Origin of the sequence: Myxococcus sp. AM009, from assembly GCF_013372605.1 — a bacterium.
Classification (GTDB): Bacteria; Myxococcota; Myxococcia; order Myxococcales; family Myxococcaceae; genus Myxococcus; species Myxococcus vastator.
Genome location: NZ_JABXEP010000061.1, coordinates 1 through 14,794 on the forward strand (window position 1 = coordinate 1; position 14,794 = coordinate 14,794).

At 70.0% G+C, this 14,794-nt stretch carries 17 protein-coding genes; 9 read left to right on the forward strand and 8 right to left on the reverse strand.

Going from position 1 to position 14,794, the window contains the following annotated elements; genetic code table 11:
* Positions 1 to 130 precede the first annotated feature (130 nt).
* The 6 genes from HV824_RS16905 to HV824_RS16930 all read right to left on the reverse strand — a co-directional run bounded on the left by HV824_RS16905 (position 131) and on the right by HV824_RS16930 (position 4,892).
* Positions 131 to 895, reverse strand: coding sequence for a GlsB/YeaQ/YmgE family stress response membrane protein (locus HV824_RS16905; RefSeq protein WP_368738069.1), 765 nt, complete (start codon positions 893 to 895; stop codon positions 131 to 133).
* Positions 896 to 931: 36 nt separating this feature from the next.
* Positions 932 to 2,785 carry an FTR1 family protein gene (locus HV824_RS16910; protein WP_176423752.1) on the reverse strand — a complete coding sequence of 618 codons (1,854 nt, stop codon included), beginning with the start codon at positions 2,783 to 2,785 and terminating at the stop codon, positions 932 to 934.
* A gap of 67 nt (positions 2,786 to 2,852) precedes the next feature.
* A complete protein-coding gene (locus HV824_RS16915) occupies positions 2,853 to 3,212 on the reverse strand; it encodes a hypothetical protein (protein ID WP_176423753.1) in 360 nt (119 codons plus the stop codon).
* Positions 3,213 to 3,312: 100 nt separating this feature from the next.
* Positions 3,313 to 3,546 carry a hypothetical protein gene (locus tag HV824_RS16920; protein WP_176419949.1) on the reverse strand — a complete coding sequence of 78 codons (234 nt, stop codon included), beginning with the start codon at positions 3,544 to 3,546 and terminating at the stop codon, positions 3,313 to 3,315.
* A 75-nt stretch (positions 3,547 to 3,621) separates the two neighbouring features.
* Positions 3,622 to 4,101 (reverse strand): dihydrofolate reductase, encoded by a 480-nt coding sequence (locus HV824_RS16925; protein WP_176423754.1) that lies wholly within the window; start codon positions 4,099 to 4,101, stop codon positions 3,622 to 3,624.
* Positions 4,098 to 4,892 (reverse strand): thymidylate synthase, encoded by a 795-nt coding sequence (locus HV824_RS16930; protein WP_176423755.1) that lies wholly within the window; start codon positions 4,890 to 4,892, stop codon positions 4,098 to 4,100. Before HV824_RS16930 ends, HV824_RS16925 begins: the two co-directional genes overlap by 4 nt.
* Positions 4,893 to 5,040: 148 nt before the next feature.
* Here HV824_RS16930 and HV824_RS16935 point away from each other — a divergent pair, with 148 nt between their 5' ends.
* The 6 genes from HV824_RS16935 to HV824_RS16960 all read left to right on the forward strand — a co-directional run bounded on the left by HV824_RS16935 (position 5,041) and on the right by HV824_RS16960 (position 9,863).
* Positions 5,041 to 5,619, forward strand: a complete 579-nt coding sequence (locus HV824_RS16935; RefSeq protein WP_176423756.1) for a cob(I)yrinic acid a,c-diamide adenosyltransferase — start codon at positions 5,041 to 5,043, stop codon at positions 5,617 to 5,619.
* Entirely contained in the window at positions 5,616 to 6,635 is a 1,020-nt protein-coding gene (gene queG / locus HV824_RS16940; RefSeq protein ID WP_176423757.1) for a tRNA epoxyqueuosine(34) reductase QueG, read from the forward strand. The genes HV824_RS16935 and queG overlap by 4 nt, the downstream gene beginning before the upstream one ends.
* A complete protein-coding gene (locus tag HV824_RS16945; RefSeq protein WP_176423758.1) occupies positions 6,608 to 7,585 on the forward strand; it encodes a DMT family transporter in 978 nt (325 codons plus the stop codon). The genes queG and HV824_RS16945 overlap by 28 nt, the downstream gene beginning before the upstream one ends.
* A gap of 67 nt (positions 7,586 to 7,652) precedes the next feature.
* Entirely contained in the window at positions 7,653 to 8,342 is a 690-nt protein-coding gene (locus HV824_RS16950) for a 2OG-Fe(II) oxygenase (RefSeq protein WP_368738070.1), read from the forward strand.
* 9 nt (positions 8,343 to 8,351) lie between these two features.
* Complete coding sequence (gene alkB, locus HV824_RS16955) at positions 8,352 to 9,005, forward strand: DNA oxidative demethylase AlkB (protein WP_176423760.1); 654 nt, start codon at positions 8,352 to 8,354, stop codon at positions 9,003 to 9,005.
* Positions 9,006 to 9,014: 9 nt separating this feature from the next.
* Positions 9,015 to 9,863: an ATP-grasp domain-containing protein gene (locus HV824_RS16960; protein ID WP_176423761.1), complete on the forward strand. Its 849-nt coding sequence runs from the start codon at positions 9,015 to 9,017 to the stop codon at positions 9,861 to 9,863.
* A 6-nt stretch (positions 9,864 to 9,869) separates the two neighbouring features.
* On the opposite strand, the gene HV824_RS16965 is transcribed toward HV824_RS16960, so the two are convergent.
* The gene (locus tag HV824_RS16965) at positions 9,870 to 10,694 is read right to left on the reverse strand and encodes a hypothetical protein (RefSeq protein ID WP_176419958.1); all 825 of its coding nucleotides are present in this window, start codon (positions 10,692 to 10,694) and stop codon (positions 9,870 to 9,872) included.
* A 93-nt stretch (positions 10,695 to 10,787) separates the two neighbouring features.
* On the opposite strand from HV824_RS16965, the gene HV824_RS16970 reads away from it, so the two are divergent.
* A complete protein-coding gene (locus HV824_RS16970) occupies positions 10,788 to 11,675 on the forward strand; it encodes an MTAP family purine nucleoside phosphorylase (protein ID WP_176423762.1) in 888 nt (295 codons plus the stop codon).
* Between the two features lie 122 nt (positions 11,676 to 11,797).
* Positions 11,798 to 12,844: a YihY/virulence factor BrkB family protein gene (locus tag HV824_RS16975; protein WP_176419960.1), complete on the forward strand. Its 1,047-nt coding sequence runs from the start codon at positions 11,798 to 11,800 to the stop codon at positions 12,842 to 12,844.
* Between the two features lie 10 nt (positions 12,845 to 12,854).
* On the opposite strand, the gene HV824_RS16980 is transcribed toward HV824_RS16975, so the two are convergent.
* The gene (locus HV824_RS16980) at positions 12,855 to 13,679 is read right to left on the reverse strand and encodes a M48 family metallopeptidase (protein ID WP_176419961.1); all 825 of its coding nucleotides are present in this window, start codon (positions 13,677 to 13,679) and stop codon (positions 12,855 to 12,857) included.
* Positions 13,680 to 13,884: 205 nt separating this feature from the next.
* Between HV824_RS16980 and mutM the strand changes: the two genes are divergently transcribed.
* Positions 13,885 to 14,757 carry a bifunctional DNA-formamidopyrimidine glycosylase/DNA-(apurinic or apyrimidinic site) lyase gene (gene mutM, locus HV824_RS16985; protein WP_176419962.1) on the forward strand — a complete coding sequence of 291 codons (873 nt, stop codon included), beginning with the start codon at positions 13,885 to 13,887 and terminating at the stop codon, positions 14,755 to 14,757.
* Positions 14,758 to 14,794 lie beyond the last annotated feature (37 nt).

The window sequence follows — 14,794 nt, forward strand, 5'->3', positions numbered from 1 at the left end:
GGGGCGGGGCGGATGGGAGGGCATGGCGCTGATGCCCGGAGTGAGAGCACGGCTCGGGCACGGATGCCATCGCCTCCGTGGCGGGTTTCGCGCTGAACGGACGGCGCGCGGCTGCCCCGGGGGCGTTGCCTCAGAAGCTGCCGGCGAGGCCCAGGCGCGGCCCGCGTTCACCCATCCCCGCGACGGGGACCACCTGGAACGTGCTCGGGGCCTTGCGGGTGAGCGCGGGGCGCTCCTCTTCCGGCGATGAGAGCTCATACCCCGCGACGGCGCCCACCACGGGGAGCAGCAGCAGGAACACCGCGCCGCCGGGTTCGTTGTCTCCGATGCCCAGCAGCGCGGAGCCAATCAGCGCCCCCCCCCAGCCCACGAGGCTGCCACCCGCGGTGGCGAGGAGGGTGCCCCGGCCGCCCATGAGCCTGCCGCCCAGCCACGTCCCGGCGGGGATTCCCACCACCACGCCGGTGAAGCCACCGACACCCGCGACGATGCCGCACTCGTCGCAGCCCACCGTGGACGCACCCACGATGAAGCCGGTGAGCATGCCCACGGTGCCCGCGATGAGGCCGCCACCGGCGCCGGCCACGAACTCCACCGCCACCCGTGGCACGGGGTCCTCGGGGCGGGCGCGGGCCTTGCCAGGAAGGGCCTGTTCGTTGACGGAGGTCGTGCCCTCCGGCTCCTGTCCTGGACGAGAGGCTCCCTCCGCGTCGACGTCGCTGCGTGTGGGCACGTCCCAGTCGCCCGGGGCTGGAACCAGGGGCGGCGGCGTCAGCTCGGAGGCGGGCGCCCGGGCGGGCTCACTCGCGGGGGGCTCCTGCGCCCAGGCGGCGCTCTGCCCCGAGGAGAGGACCAGCATGGCCAACCCGATGGAGTGCGCTCGCGAAACCTTCACCTGGGGCACGCTACCGCAACGACGGGCGCGCGTCGCCTAGCCCGCGGAGGCCTCGGAGACAGGCTGGGCACGGCCCTTGCGGCGCAGCAGGACGAGCACCAGCGGGACGCCGCCCAGCAGGAGCTGGGGAACGAGCGAGAGCGCGTCCGGATAGATGCCCAGGAGGTCCACGGTGACGAAGGGCACGGGCGCCAGCGGCAGCGCGCCGACTTCCTGCAGCGAGTGCAGGCCCTTGCCCAGCAGCATCACCGAGGTGAGGACCAGGATGACGGTGGACGCGTTGAAGAGCGTCTTCATCGGCAGGCGGTACCCCAGCCGGTTGATGAAGAGGACCAGGGCCACCAGGGCCACCGCGCCGGCGAGCGCGCCCCAGGCCACGCCCTCCGGCGAGTCCAGCGCGAGCCCCTGGAGGAAGATGGCCGTCTCGAAGCTCTCGCGCAGCACGGCGGTGAAGGCGATGAGGAACAGGCCTGGCATGCTGCCGCGGCCCAGCGCGCCCTGCAGCTTCTCGCGCAGCTCGCCCATGAACTGGCTGATGTTGGAGCGGGCGTTGAGCCACAGCGCCGCGTACAGCAGCATGGCCACCGCCACGAGCGCGGCGATGCCTTCCAGCCACTCGCGCTGGGCACCGGCCAGCAGGTGGCGGCCGAGCACGTAGGACAGCGCGCCGACGATGAGCGCGGAAATCCAGCCGAAGTGCACCACGCGGGCGTGCTCGGTGGCCTTCATCTTCCGCAGCGCGGCCAGCAGCGCCGCGACGATGATGGTCGCCTCGAAGCCCTCGCGCAGCAGGATGAGCAGCGTCAGCCACATCGTGGACAGCAGGCTCGCGGTGGTGCCTGAGTCACGCCGCGCCTGGTCCAGCAGCGCCAGCAGCTCCCGGCCCTCGTCCTGGAGGTGCGGGCTGCCGCGCTCCGCCGCCATGCGGGCCTTGAGGAAGCCCTGCTCGATTTTCAGCGTCAGCGCCGAGTCGCGCGCGCTGAGCTTGGGCTCCACCGGCTCCACGCCGTTGAGGTAGCCGTCCAGCAGCGCCCCCTTCGCGCCCGCGAAGTCTCCCGCGGCGCCCAGGCGCATGGCCTGCTGCACGTTCTCCCGGGCGGCGAGCAGCGAGCGCTCCTCGTCCGCCTCCAGCATCTTCCGGCGCAGACAGGCCAGGTTTTCCTGGCCGAACTCCTTCACCAGGTCCGCGTCGGTGGCGTTGGCCAGCCGCTCCAGGGAGATGCGCGGCGGCGTGCCCTCGCACTCGGGCAGGCGCATGGTGAAGACGTAGAAGGCCAGCGACCAGCGCTCCTCCTCGGACAGGGTGGGGTAGGCCGGCATCGCGGTGCCCGGCACGCCGAAGCTGGTGGTGTTGAAGGCCTTGTACGGCGTGAGGCCTTCCATCAGCTCCGCGTCCTGGAAGTTGGCGGGCGCCGGCTCCATGTTGGCGGCGATGGCCACGTTCGCGCTGCCGTCGGCGCCGTGGCACGCGGCGCAGTTGGTGGCGAACAGCGACTGGCCCAGCGCCAGGTCCGGCGGGCGGCGCGGACTGCGGGCCAGCCCTCCTGCCGTGACGAGGTTCTCCACCAGCTCACCGCAGTCGCGGCTGACGCCCTGGGGGTCCTCGCCCTTGTCCACGCGGGCCTGGATGGCCTCCACGCGCGGCAGGAAGGCCGCCGCGGCGGGGCCCAGGCCGCGCGCCGCGTCCACCGCCTCCGCCGCGAAGCTCTTCTGCTCCTCCATCTCGAACGCGGACTGCGACTCGATGGCGAGCGGATAGTCCGCTTCCAGGTACTGGAGGATGCCGATGAGCCGGTGCCACGTACGTTCCTCGGAGGCGCCGTTGTCCGCGCGGGACGCCACAGGCAGGGCAAGCAGGAGGAACACCAGCAGCGAGGCGGCGCGAGTCATGCCACCCCCTCTACCAGTGGGGTGGTGGCCTTTCAATCTTGCGAAGCAACTTCAAAATCAGCCGGAGTCAGGTCGCGCTCACGTCGGAGTAGCCCGAGGGTCCAATCGTCTCCACGACCTGGAGCGAGCCCACGCGGAGTGAGTCCACCTGCCAGTCGTCACCCCGCAGCTTGCCAATGGTCAGGGCGCGGATGGCCAGGGTGCCGATGCTGAGCGCGCCGATGGCGAGCGCACCCAGCGCGGTGGCCCCGACGGCCAGGGCGGGGAGGGCACGAGGCCGCGGCCTCAGCCGGTGGCGCAGCAAGGGAGCGAGCCGGAGGCTGGCCACGAGCGCGACCACGTTGGAAGCCGTGAGCACGGCGGCGCTGGAGAGGGCCGCGGTCCGCCAGGGCACTTCGATGGGACGAGACAAAAGGGTGGTCTGCATCCCGTGGAGGTGTGCATGGCGTCGGGAGGTGCCACGCGACGGGACGGGAGGCCCCCGGCCGGATGGATGGCCGGGCGCCTCAAAGTGCTGCACCTGCGCGCTATTCGATGACGATGTCGCAGTACTGCGGGAAGCGGTTGCACGGGTAACAGGTGCCGCCGGGGCCGCCCACGCAGACCTCGTTGGCGGCACACCGGCCCTGCAGGTCACACATGCGCAGCTCCTGCTCGGCGCTGCCCATTTCCTCCACGGGGGCCTCTTCCACGGGGCCGCCACAGGCCATCATCACCACCGCCGCAACCAATCCAAGTCCTTGCATCCACGTCTTGCGCATCCGGAGCTCCTTGGGACTGACGGGTGAAGTCCGGATTGTGCGCTTAACGTTTGAGGGAAGGAATGTAGGCGCGCGTCAGCGCTCGTAGGTGAGGAAGGTGTGGGGCGGCTCGGCGTCGGGGTGTGCTTCCTCTTCGACGCAGGTCCAACCCGACAGGTCCACGTCAGGGAACCGGGTGTCACCGGGGAAGTCCTGGGCGATGCGCGTGAGATAGAGGCGCCGCACGCGGTCCATCGTCTGGGCGTAGAGGTCCGCGCCTCCGGCGATGAAGACCTCCGGGTCGCCGCTGGCTTCCGCCCGGGAGAGCGCTTCGTCCACGGAGTGCGCCACCTGGACGCCTGGGGGCGCGAAGCCGCGCTGACGGGTGACGACGATGAAGGTGCGGCCCGGCAGCGGACGGCCGATGGACTCGTACGTCTTGCGCCCCATCACCAAGGTGTGGCCCATGGTGATGCGCTTGAAGCGCGCGAGGTCCGCGGGCAGCCGCCACGGGAGCTGGTTGCCCGCGCCGATGACACGGTTCGCCGCCATGGCGACGATGGCGGACAGCTTCATACGGCCACGGGCGCCTTGATGGCGGGGTGCGGCTCGTAGCCTTCGAGCGTGAAGTCCTCGTACTTGAAGGCGAAGAGGTCCGTCACCTCGCGGTTGAGGCGCATGCGAGGCAGGGGACGCGGCTCGCGCGACAGCTGCGCCTTCGCCTGCTCGACGTGGTTCAGGTAGAGGTGCGCGTCACCCACGGTGTGGATGAACTCGTGCGCCTGCAGGCCCGTCACCTGCGCCACCATCATCGTCAGCAGCGAGTACGAGGCGATGTTGAAGGGCAGCCCCAGGAAGAGGTCCGCGCTGCGCTGATAGAGCTGGCAGGACAGCCGTCCGTTGGCCACGTAGAACTGGAAGAGGACGTGGCAGGGCGGCAGCTTCATGGACGGCAGGTCCGCCACGTTCCACGCGCTGATGATGTGGCGGCGCGAGTCGGGGTTCTTCTTCAGCCCCTCCACCAGCGCCTTCATCTGGTCGATGTGCCCGCCGCCGGGCGCCGTCCACGAGCGCCACTGGTGCCCGTACACGGGGCCCAGGCTGCCGTCGGCGTTGGCCCACTCGTCCCAGATGGTGACGCCCTGGGCCTGGAGCGTGCGCACGTTGGTGTCCCCCGCGAGCATCCACAGCAGCTCATGGAGGATGGACTTCGTGTGCAGCTTCTTCGTGGTGAGGAGCGGGAAGCCTTGCGTGAGGTCGAACCGGAGCTGGGGCCCGAAGACGCTGAGCGTCCCCGTGCCGGTACGGTCGCCCTTCTTCACCCCGTGGTGCAGGACGTGGTCGAGCAGGGACAGATAGGGCTGCATGGGGCCCATGTAACTGAGCCGGTGGCCGACTCAAAGCCCTAAGCAGGCGCGCCGCTCGGAGTGAAATGCGTAGAGCCCCCCACACGTGTGTTGCAAGCCTGCGGCTTCTCATGGACGCCAGTCGCGACGCACCGTTAGAAGCCGGGACATGAAAATCTACACGAAGAGCGGTGATGCCGGAGAGACCGGTCTGTTCGGTGGCGGACGCGTCGCGAAGGACGACGTGCGTGTGGACGCGTATGGGGAAGTGGACGAGCTGAACGCGACCCTCGGCCTGGTGCGGAGCTTCGAGGGGCCCACGGACGTGGACGCGCTGCTCCACCGGCTCCAGGACCAGCTCTTCACGGTGGGCGCGGTGCTGGCCACGCCCGAGGGCACGAAGGCCTCGGCGCACATCCCAGAGCTGAAGGCCGAGTGGGCCGAGGACATGGAGCGCGCCATCGACGGCTTCGAGGCGGAGCTGCCGCCGATGACCCACTTCATCCTGCCCGGAGGCACGCAGGCCGCGAGCGCGCTGCACCTGGCGCGCACCGTCTGCCGCCGCGCCGAGCGCCGCACGGTGCCGCTGCTGCGCGAAGGGAAGATTCCGCGGGCGGTGGTCGTCTATCTCAACAGGCTCTCCGACCTGCTCTTCGTCCTGGCGCGCGTGGTCAACCACCGTGCGAGCGTGGAAGACGTGAAGTGGATTCCGGCGAAGCCCTCCAAGTCGTCGGACGCGCCCCTGTGAGCATGCTGCCCACCTCCCATCTGCGGGACCTCGCCAGCTCGGTGGGCTTCGACCTGGTGGGGTTCGCGCGCGCCGAGCCCATCCCGCCCGACTTCCTGCTGTCTTGGGTGGCGGCGGGCTACGCGGCGGACATGGACTGGATGGGCGAGCGGGCCGCCGAGCGGCTGGACGTCTCGGTCCTGCTGCCGGGCGCGAAGACGGTCATCTCCTTCGCGAACAACTACTGGCGCGACGACGCGGAGACGGTGGGCTCGCCCATCGCGCGGTACGCCCGGGGACGTGACTACCACTCCACGCTGCGCGACCGGATGAAGGCGTTCCGCAAGGCGCTCAATGTGATGTACCCGGGGCTGGGCACCTACGGCGGCGTGGACAGTGGCCCGCTGATGGAGAAGGTGTGGGCGGCGCGCGCGGGGCTCGGCTACGTGGGGAAGAACGGCTGCTTCATCACCGAGCCCTATGGCTCGTGGGTGCTGCTGGCCACGCTCGTGGTGGATGCCGAGGTCGACGACTATGGCAACGGCCCCGCGGCGGACCGGTGTGGCGCGTGCCGCCGCTGCCTCGTGTCCTGCCCCACGGGCGCGCTGGTGGGCAATGGCCGCGTGGACGCGCGCGCGTGCCTGTCCTACCAGACCATCGAGAATCGCGAGCAGCAGGTGCCGGAGGCGTTCCGGCTCAAGTTCGACAACCTGATTTTCGGCTGCGACATCTGCCAGCAGGTGTGTCCGCTGAACCGCCGACCGGTGTTCGCCGAGCACCCGCGCTTCGCGCCTCGCGCGGTGGCGGAGTTGGGTGTGCGCGAACTCGCGGGACTCACACTGGAACAGTATGAGCACCTAATACCTGGCACCGCGCTGGCGCGCGCACGCTACGACGGGCTGCGCCGCAACGCCGTGTATGCGTTGGGGGTGGCGAAGCAGGCGGATGCGAAACCGTTGCTGGAAAAGCTCTGCGGCGATTCGAGCGAATTGGTACGTACCGCCGCGCAATGGGCGCTCCTTCAGCTCGACCCCTGACGTCCACCTCTCCGCAGCCCCTGGGCCCGGTCTACGCCGGGCTCATCCTCCAGGTCCTCATCAGCGCGGGGACATACCTGGCGGGCAAACGCGCGATGTCGGAGCTGGCGCCGCTCACGGTGGTGCTGTGGCGCTTCGTGTTGAGCGGCTCGGTGTTCGTGCTGCTCTTGTGGTTCCTGCCCGGGCCCAGGCTGCCGCCGCGCGCCGAGTGGGGGCGGGTGCTGCTGTTGGGCCTGCTGGCGGGGCCGGTGAACCAGGTGTTCTTCTTCCATGGCCTGGCCCAGTCGACGGCGGCGCACGCGGCGCTGCTCTATGCGCTGACGCCGCTGGGCGTGTACCTGCTCAGCCTGGGACGAGGGCATGAGCGGGCCTCGCTCCGGGCGATGGGTGGCATCGTCACGGCGTTCGCGGGCGTGGTGGTGTTGCTGCTGGGGCGCGGGCTGGCGGATGCGAGTGGCTCGTTGACGGGCGACCTGCTCATCCTGGGCGCGGTGATGTCGTGGGTGGTGTACACGACGGAGGGCAAGCCGTTCGTCGCCATCCACGGACCGATTCGCGCGACGGCGTGGAGCATGGTGGCCTCCACGTTGATGATGCTGCTGATGGCGCCGTTCTTCGCGAAGCCGGACGCGGTGCTCGCGGCGAGCCCCGCGGCCCGGTACTCCATCGTCTACCTGGGCCTGCTGACGTCGGTGGTGGCGTATCTGCTCTGGTACTTCGCGCTGTCGAGGGTGCCCGCGTCGAAGGTGGCCGTGTTCTCCAACCTCCAGCCCGCGGCGACCGCGCTGGCCGCGTGGGCCATCCTGGATGAGGCGCTGCACTGGGAGGTCGCGGTGGGCGGTGTGCTCGTGCTCCTGGGGGTGCGGCTTACGCAGGCGGCGCATGTCCGGCCGCCCGCTGTGGCGCCGGCCGCGCCAGCGCAGCCTCCCGCCTCATCGAGCGTCGGATAGCCGCAAGACTCGGAGTGCCAGGCCCGTATCCGCCCTTTAGTTTCCAGTCATGCATGTCCCGGAGCGGGTGGCCGACGTCGATTGGGCACGGATTTCGGAGGAACTGGACGCGCGAGGCTGCGCGACGTTGGAGCGGCTCGTCACGCCGGCGGAGTGTGACGCCCTGGCGGCGCTGTACCCGGAAGACGCCGTGTTCCGCAGCCGCGTGGTGATGGCGCGGCACGGCTTCGGAAGAGGGGAGTACAAGTACTTCCAGTACCCGCTGCCGAACGTGGTCGCCGGGCTGCGCGAGGCGCTGTACCCCCGGCTCGCGCCGATTGCGAACCGCTGGAACACGGCCATGGGCATCGAGGTGCGATATCCGGAGTCCCATGCGGCATACCTTGAACGCTGCCACGCGGCGGGGCAGTTGCGGCCCACGCCGCTGCTGTTGCGGTACGCGGCGGACGACTACAACTGCCTGCACCAGGACCTCTATGGGGAGCACGTCTTTCCGCTCCAGGTGGCGATTCTGCTGTCGGAGCCCGGACGGGACTTCACGGGAGGCGAGTTCGTCCTCACCGAGCAGCGTCCGCGCATGCAGTCACGCGCGGAGGTCGTCCCGCTGCGCCAGGGAGACGCCGTGGTGTTCGCCGTCCATCATCGCCCGGTGCAGGGCACGCGAGGCGTGTACCGCGTCAACCTCCGGCACTGCGTCAGCCGCATCCGCTCGGGGCAGCGCCATACGGTGGGCGTCATCTTCCATGATGCGGCTTGAGGTGCGCGCATGACGATGGACCTGTTCGACGGCCTGGGGGCCACCGGTCCTCGCGAGGAGTCGCTGGGCGCTGGTGCCAGGGTGCTTCGGGGCTTCGCGCTGACCCAGGACGCGGAGCTGCTGAGCGCGGTCCACGAGGTCGCGCTCGCTTCGCCGTTCCGCCACATGGAGACGCCGGGCGGGTTCCGCATGTCGGTGGCGATGACGAACTGCGGTGCGTGGGGCTGGGTGACGGACCGGACAGGGTATCGCTATGCCGACGTGGACCCGGTGCAGGGGCGGCCCTGGCCGGAGATGCCGGCGGTCTTCCTGCGACTCGCGCGGATGGCCGCCGCGAAGGCCGGTTTTGATGGGTTCACGCCCGATGCGTGCCTGGTGAATCGTTACGAGCCCGGCGCGAAGATGTCGCTGCACCAGGACAAGGACGAGCGTGATTTCACCGCGCCCATCGTCTCCGTCTCACTGGGGCTCCCGGCGGTCTTCCTCTTCGGTGGAGCGGAGCGAGCGGACTCGTCGGCGCGGGTGCGCCTGAGCCACGGCGACGTGGTCGTATGGGGCGGGCCAGCCCGCCTGCGCTACCACGGCGTCATGCCGCTCAAGCCGGGCCGCCATCCGCGGGTGGGTGGGCATCGCATCAACCTGACGTTCCGCAAGGCGCAGTAGAATGTGCCCATGCTTCGTCCGGGTGAAGACCTGCTCCAGGTGGAAGAGCGGCTGTGGCTTTTGACCGCGCAGACCGGGCAAGGCATCTACGACTTCGCCTTCGACCGCTTCTTCGCGTGCCGCCGTCCGTATGTACTGCCTGAGCCCATGGACGTGGTGGCCCGGGTCGGCGTCTGGAACGACTACGCCGAGCGCTTCCGCGAGCTGGCGGACGCGGGCATCCACCTGGTGCACACGCCCGAGCAGCATCTGCTCGCCACGGAGCTGCCTCATTGGTACCCGAAGCTCACGGACCTGACGCCGCGCAGCGTCTGGTTCGATGAGCGGCCGGACGCGGAGACCGTGGAGCACCTGCTGGGATGGCCCGTGTTCGTGAAGGGTGAGCGGCAGACCAGCCGGCACCGCAAGTCACTCTCCATCATTGAAGGGCCCGAGCAGTTCCGCCAGGCGATGCAGGCCTACGCAGAGGACCCCATCCTGCACTGGCAGCGAGTGGTGTGCCGGGAGTTGAGGCCCTTGCGCCGAGTCGAAGAGGGCGCGCCGGACCGCATCCCCAGCTCCTTCGAGTTCCGCACCTTCTGGTGGAAGGGCCAGTTGGTGGGGTGGGGGCCCTACTGGTGGCAGGGCACGCCGTACACCCTGACGCCGGCAGAGCAGCACGAGGCGCTCGGGCTCGGGCGTGAGGTGGCGCGTCGGCTGGACGTGCCCTTCCTCGTGGTGGACGTGGCCCAGGAGGTATCGGGCCGGTGGATTGTCATTGAGTGCAACGACGGCCAGGAGAGCGGCTACGCGGGGATCTCCCCGTTCGCGCTCTGGCGGGCCATCCTCGACGTCGAGCGTGGACTCGGAGCGTCGTAGCGCGCCTCAATCCCCGTTCGGGTCCCAGTCGGAGATGTCGTACTCGGGCTCAGGGGGCAGCGCCGGTCGGCTGGACTTGCTAGGCGCGGGCTTCTTCACGGCCGGAGGTCGGGCGTCGGACACGTCTTCATCGAGCAGTGGATCCTTCTTCGCCGGACTCGCGGAGACGGCGGGCGGGGTGGGTTTCACCGGCTCGGGCGCGGCCGGCGCAGGCTCTGGCGGCGCCATCACCGTGGGCTCGTCATCCGGCGAGTCCAGGTCGCCCAGTGACGTCGGGTCCGCGGGGGCCGAGGCGGGCGTCGGGGACGGAGGTGGATCCGACTCCGTCGCCCGGTACACGCCCGTCCGCGTGGCCTCCACGGCGACACCGGAGGACGGAGGCGGCGGAGGAACAGGCTCCGGCGCGCGGCGCGAAGGCTCCGCCGCCACGGAGGACTCCGACGCGCGGTAACCGTCCCGCCGGCCCGAGGACTGCTCATCCCCGAACGGATCGTCCTCGCGGCTCCTGCGCTTGCGTGTGGGCTGCGCATCCCCGTCACCAAACGGGTCCTCCTCGCGAGTCAGCTTCTTCCCCCTCCGCCGCTTCGGCGGATCCGCCACCACTCCAGCGGGCATGCCCTTCAGCGACGAGTGCCGGTCCGCACACAGGCCCACGTTCTCCTGACATTCGGCCAGACAGTGGGTGAGCTGCTTGATGGTGCGCCCGCTGCCGCCGTACTCGATGGAGCAGTCCTCCTTGCAGGTCGCGTAGTCCTCCTGGCAGCCAGAAGGGACGGCGGCCGCGGCGGGGCCGGCGGCGAGGGTCAGGCCAAGAATCAGGAGGGCTCGCATGGCGATTACGAAAACTACCAGTCTTCTGGGGTTCCGGCGCCAGGGGGGCGCGTTATGGTCCCCTGGCGCGATGGTCGCGCCACGAGGAGGCACATGGCTGTCAGGGTGGGCATCATCGGGAGCCCCGGGCTGGCCCAGGCGCTGGGCATCCCCGGCAAGGGCGACTCCCACATCTTGGAGACACCCTTCGGTCCTCACGCGGGCCCCATCGTCACCACCGAGCTCAACGGCGTCTTTGTCGCCTTCGTCGCCCGCCACGGCGCCGGCCACGTCTACAACGCCACCCGCGCGCCCTACCGCGCCAACATGTACGCGCTGAAGGTCCTGGGCGTCACCCACGTCCTCGCCACCGGCACCGTGGGCAGCCTGCGCGAGCACATCCAGCCGCTCCAGCTCGCCCTGCCAGACCAGGTCATCGACCGCACCTACCGCCGCCCCTGCACCTTCTACGACGACGTCGCCGTCCACGTGGACCTGGGCAGCCCCTTCTGCGGCACCCTGCGCCAGGTGCTCGAGCACGCCAGGGACCCGCTGGGGCCCACCGTGCACCCCGAGGCCACCTACGTCTGCATCGAAGGGCCGTCCCTCAGCACCCGCGCGGAGAGCATGCTCTACCGCACGTGGGGAGGGGACCTGGTGGGCATGACGGGCATGCCCGAGGCCCGGCTCGCCCGCGAGGCGGAGCTCCACTACGCCCTGGTGGCCCTGCCCACGGACTACGACTCGTGGCAGCAGCGCGCGCCGGGGCAGGCGCATGACGACCTGCTGGCGCAGATCTCCCACAACCGGAAGGCCGTCACCGCCAGCGGCGCCGCGCTCATCCGCCGCGCGCTGCCTCGCATCGGCGAGGCCCGCGCCACCTGCCGCTGCGACACCGCGCTGGCCCTGGCCATCGGCACCGAGCGCACCCGCATCCCCGACGAGGTGCGCGGACGCCTCCGTCCACTGCTGGGCAGATACCTCCCGCCCAACGTCGCCTGACGACACTTCACCCAGCATTCGGCCGAGCCACACGCCGTGCGCTCGCCTGACCGCCCGCTGCCAAAGCGCGCTTCCGTTTTCACCTTCTGGGCCCCGGTACGACTCGGAGCGAGGAGGCGAGCATGCGGCGGCCCAGACTCAAGCACCTGTCCTGGCGCGAGTTCAGCCGCCGCTTCGTGAAGGAGTTCCAGGAGGACAGCGTCACCGACATCGCGGCGCAGTTGTCGTACTACCTGCTGTTCTCGCTGTTCCCCTTCCTCTTCTTCCTCGTCACGCTGGTGGCGTACCTGCCCATCGCCCCGGGAGCGGTGGACGCGATGATGGACCGCATCCGCCCCTTGGTGCCGGGGGACGCGCTGGGGCTCATCACCGGGCACCTGCAGTCCCTGGTCAACCAGCCTCAGCCCAAGCTGCTGACGGCCGGTCTGGTCATCACGCTTTGGTCCGCCTCGCGCGGCGTGAACGCGCTGCGCACCGCGCTCAACCTGGCCTACGACGTCTCCGAGACCCGGCCCCTCTGGAAGACGCAGGGCCTTGCGATGCTGGTGACGCTGATGGGCTCGCTGCTCATCCCGCTGTCCTTCGCCGTGTTCCTGCTCGGCGGGCGGCTGGGGCTGTGGCTGGCGGGGAAGCTGCAACTCGTGGACGCCTTCCACCTCGTGTGGTCCTGGCTGCGCTGGCCCTTCACCGCGTCACTGGTGATGCTGGTGCTGGCGAGCTGCTACTACCTGCTGCCCGACGTGAAGCAGCGCTTCAAGTACATCACCCCCGGCTCCGTTCTGGGCACGGGCCTGTGGCTGACGAGCACCTGGGGCTTCACGCAGTACGTGGAGCACTTCGGCAAGTACAACGTCACCTATGGCTCCATCGGTGGGGTGATGGTGCTGCTGCTGTGGCTCTACCTCTCCGGGCTCATCTTCATCGTCGGAGGCGAAATCAACGCCATCCTCGAGCACGCCTCGGTGGAGGGGAAGTCGAAGGGCGCCCGCGGCTTCGGGGAGCCCGCGCCGCTGGAGCCGCCCCTGAAGACGCCCGGCGCGGCCAAGAGCGCCAGCAGCGCCATGCGCTCGAAGCTGGCGCGCTTCCGGTGGCGGCGCCGCGTGGCCCGGGGCCAGGAGCCCGAGCCCACCGTGGAGGAGCAGGACGCCCGCTCCTCCACGATGCACTGAGCCGTCCGGACTACTTGCCGCCCAGGGACTGCTTGATGGCGGGGAGCCCCCCCGGAGCGTTGTTGCTGCCCCGCAGGTTCTTCTGCGAGATGATCTTCTGGATGTTCGTGATGCGGTCCCGGTTGGTGGGGTGCGTGCTCAGCCACTTCATCAGCGCGGGCGTGTCACCCTGCTCCTTCTGGAGCTTCTCGAAGAAGGTGATGAGTCCCCGCGGGTCATAGCCCGCGCCGGAGGCGTAGCGAGCGCCGTACTCGTCGGCTTCAATCTCCTCGCTGCGGCCGTGGGCCAGCATCGTGCCGCCGCTCACCAGCTGCGCGGCGATCTGCGCCACGGTGCCCGGGTTCTGCCCCAGCGCCGCCTGGGTGATGGCCTGCAGGCCCATCTGGTTGACCATGGCGCGCGCGGAGTGACGGCCCACGACGTGGCCCGCCTCGTGCGCCATGACGCCGGCCAGCTCCGCCTCGGTGTCCGCCGCCAGGATGAGGCCCGTGTAGACGTACAGATAGCCACCGGGCGTGGCGAAGGCGTTGACCATCTTCGGGTCGTCGATGACGTGGATCTTCCACTTCACCCCGGGCCGGTCCTTGGAGGCCTGGTTCAGGATGCTGGCGGAGATGCCGCGCACGTAGTCGACGACGGCCGCGTCCTCCACGTATTTGATCTTCTCCTTCGTCTCCAGCTCCGCCTTGACCTGCTTGCCGAGCTGCTCTTCCTGCTCGTCGGAGATGAGGGTGCGGGCCACGGCCTTCTCGGCGGTGATGCGCTGCTTGGCGCAGCCCGTCGACAGGCCCAATGCCAGGGTGACTCCCAGTACCGCCACGAGGATGCGCTGCATGCCGAGTGCTGCCTTTCTTTCCAGAGGTCTACGCCGCGTCGCTCCGCGGGAGGCGGGACGGTGGCCCACATCGGCACCTGCCTTCAAGGGCCGCGTGGTGCAAGCCTGCGGGCATCCGGCCTTCGCGCCGCCACCGCGCCAGTGTTCGCTGCCCGGCAGGTAGGCGGTGCGTGAGGCCGCTCGCCGGTGTATGTGCCCCGGCAGGATGCCTGAGCTCCCCGAAGTCGAAATCGCGCGGCGCAACCTGGTGCGCTGGTTCAGCGACCGGCGCCTCGTGCGCGCCGAGTCGGAGAACACCCGCATCTTCCGAGGCGCCGAGCGCCAGCAGTTCGACGCGCTGGCCGGCCGGTTGGAGTCGCTGGTCCGTCGGGGCAAGTACCTGCTCTTCGCCTTCGAAGGCGGCAGGGGGCTGATGGGGCACCTGGGGATGACGGGCAAGTTCGTCCGCCGCGCCGAGGCGCGAGTGGAGCCCTACAGCCGCGCCCGGTTCCACCTGGACGACGGCCAGGTCATCCACTTCTCCGATCCACGGATGTTCGGCCGCCTGGAGCCTGCGCCCGCCGCGCGCCTGCGGGAGCTGGACGCGGTGCGGATCCTGGGGAGGGATCCGCTGGCGGATGGCCTCACCGCGGGGCAGCTCCAGCAGGCCGTGGGCTCCTCCCGGAGGGAGCTGAAGGTGGCGCTGATGGACCAGGAGCGCATCGCTGGCCTGGGCAACATCCACGCCGCCGAGGCGCTCTTCCGCGCGGGACTTCACCCAGCGCGCCAGCCCGGCTCCCTGACGCCGGACGAGTGGAAACGCCTGGTCCAGGCCATCCGCGCCTCCATCGACTTCGGCCTCAAGGAGCAGGAGGGAGAGGAGCCGGTGTACCTGGAGGAAGGGCGTTCGGAGAATCCGTTCCTGGTATACGGACGCGCGGGGGGCCCATGCTCTCAGTGTGACACCCGGGTCGAGTCCTTCACCCAGGGAGGCCGTACCACCCACTTCTGCCCCCGGTGCCAGCCTGGGGATGGACGCCGTCGTGAGGCGGGGGCGCCGGCCGTTGACGGCGTGAAGGCCCGCCCTGGTAAGCGTTGACACCCCTTGGTCCCGTCGCTTGAATCGCCCGCCTTTC

Coding starts and splice junctions, on each gene's coding strand:
- HV824_RS16965 (WP_176419958.1), bottom strand. CDS start 10,694: ATGCGAGCCCTCCTGATTCTTGGCCTGACCCTCGCCGCCGGCCCCGCC.
- HV824_RS16910 (WP_176423752.1), bottom strand. CDS start 2,785: ATGACTCGCGCCGCCTCGCTGCTGGTGTTCCTCCTGCTTGCCCTGCCT.
- HV824_RS16970 (WP_176423762.1), top strand. CDS start 10,788: ATGGCTGTCAGGGTGGGCATCATCGGGAGCCCCGGGCTGGCCCAGGCG.
- mutM (WP_176419962.1), top strand. CDS start 13,885: ATGCCTGAGCTCCCCGAAGTCGAAATCGCGCGGCGCAACCTGGTGCGC.
- HV824_RS16935 (WP_176423756.1), top strand. CDS start 5,041: ATGAAAATCTACACGAAGAGCGGTGATGCCGGAGAGACCGGTCTGTTC.
- HV824_RS16980 (WP_176419961.1), bottom strand. CDS start 13,679: ATGCAGCGCATCCTCGTGGCGGTACTGGGAGTCACCCTGGCATTGGGC.
- HV824_RS16920 (WP_176419949.1), bottom strand. CDS start 3,546: ATGCGCAAGACGTGGATGCAAGGACTTGGATTGGTTGCGGCGGTGGTG.
- HV824_RS16915 (WP_176423753.1), bottom strand. CDS start 3,212: ATGCAGACCACCCTTTTGTCTCGTCCCATCGAAGTGCCCTGGCGGACC.
- HV824_RS16960 (WP_176423761.1), top strand. CDS start 9,015: ATGCTTCGTCCGGGTGAAGACCTGCTCCAGGTGGAAGAGCGGCTGTGG.
- alkB (WP_176423760.1), top strand. CDS start 8,352: ATGACGATGGACCTGTTCGACGGCCTGGGGGCCACCGGTCCTCGCGAG.
- HV824_RS16945 (WP_176423758.1), top strand. CDS start 6,608: ATGGGCGCTCCTTCAGCTCGACCCCTGACGTCCACCTCTCCGCAGCCC.
- HV824_RS16925 (WP_176423754.1), bottom strand. CDS start 4,101: ATGAAGCTGTCCGCCATCGTCGCCATGGCGGCGAACCGTGTCATCGGC.
- HV824_RS16975 (WP_176419960.1), top strand. CDS start 11,798: ATGCGGCGGCCCAGACTCAAGCACCTGTCCTGGCGCGAGTTCAGCCGC.
- HV824_RS16930 (WP_176423755.1), bottom strand. CDS start 4,892: ATGCAGCCCTATCTGTCCCTGCTCGACCACGTCCTGCACCACGGGGTG.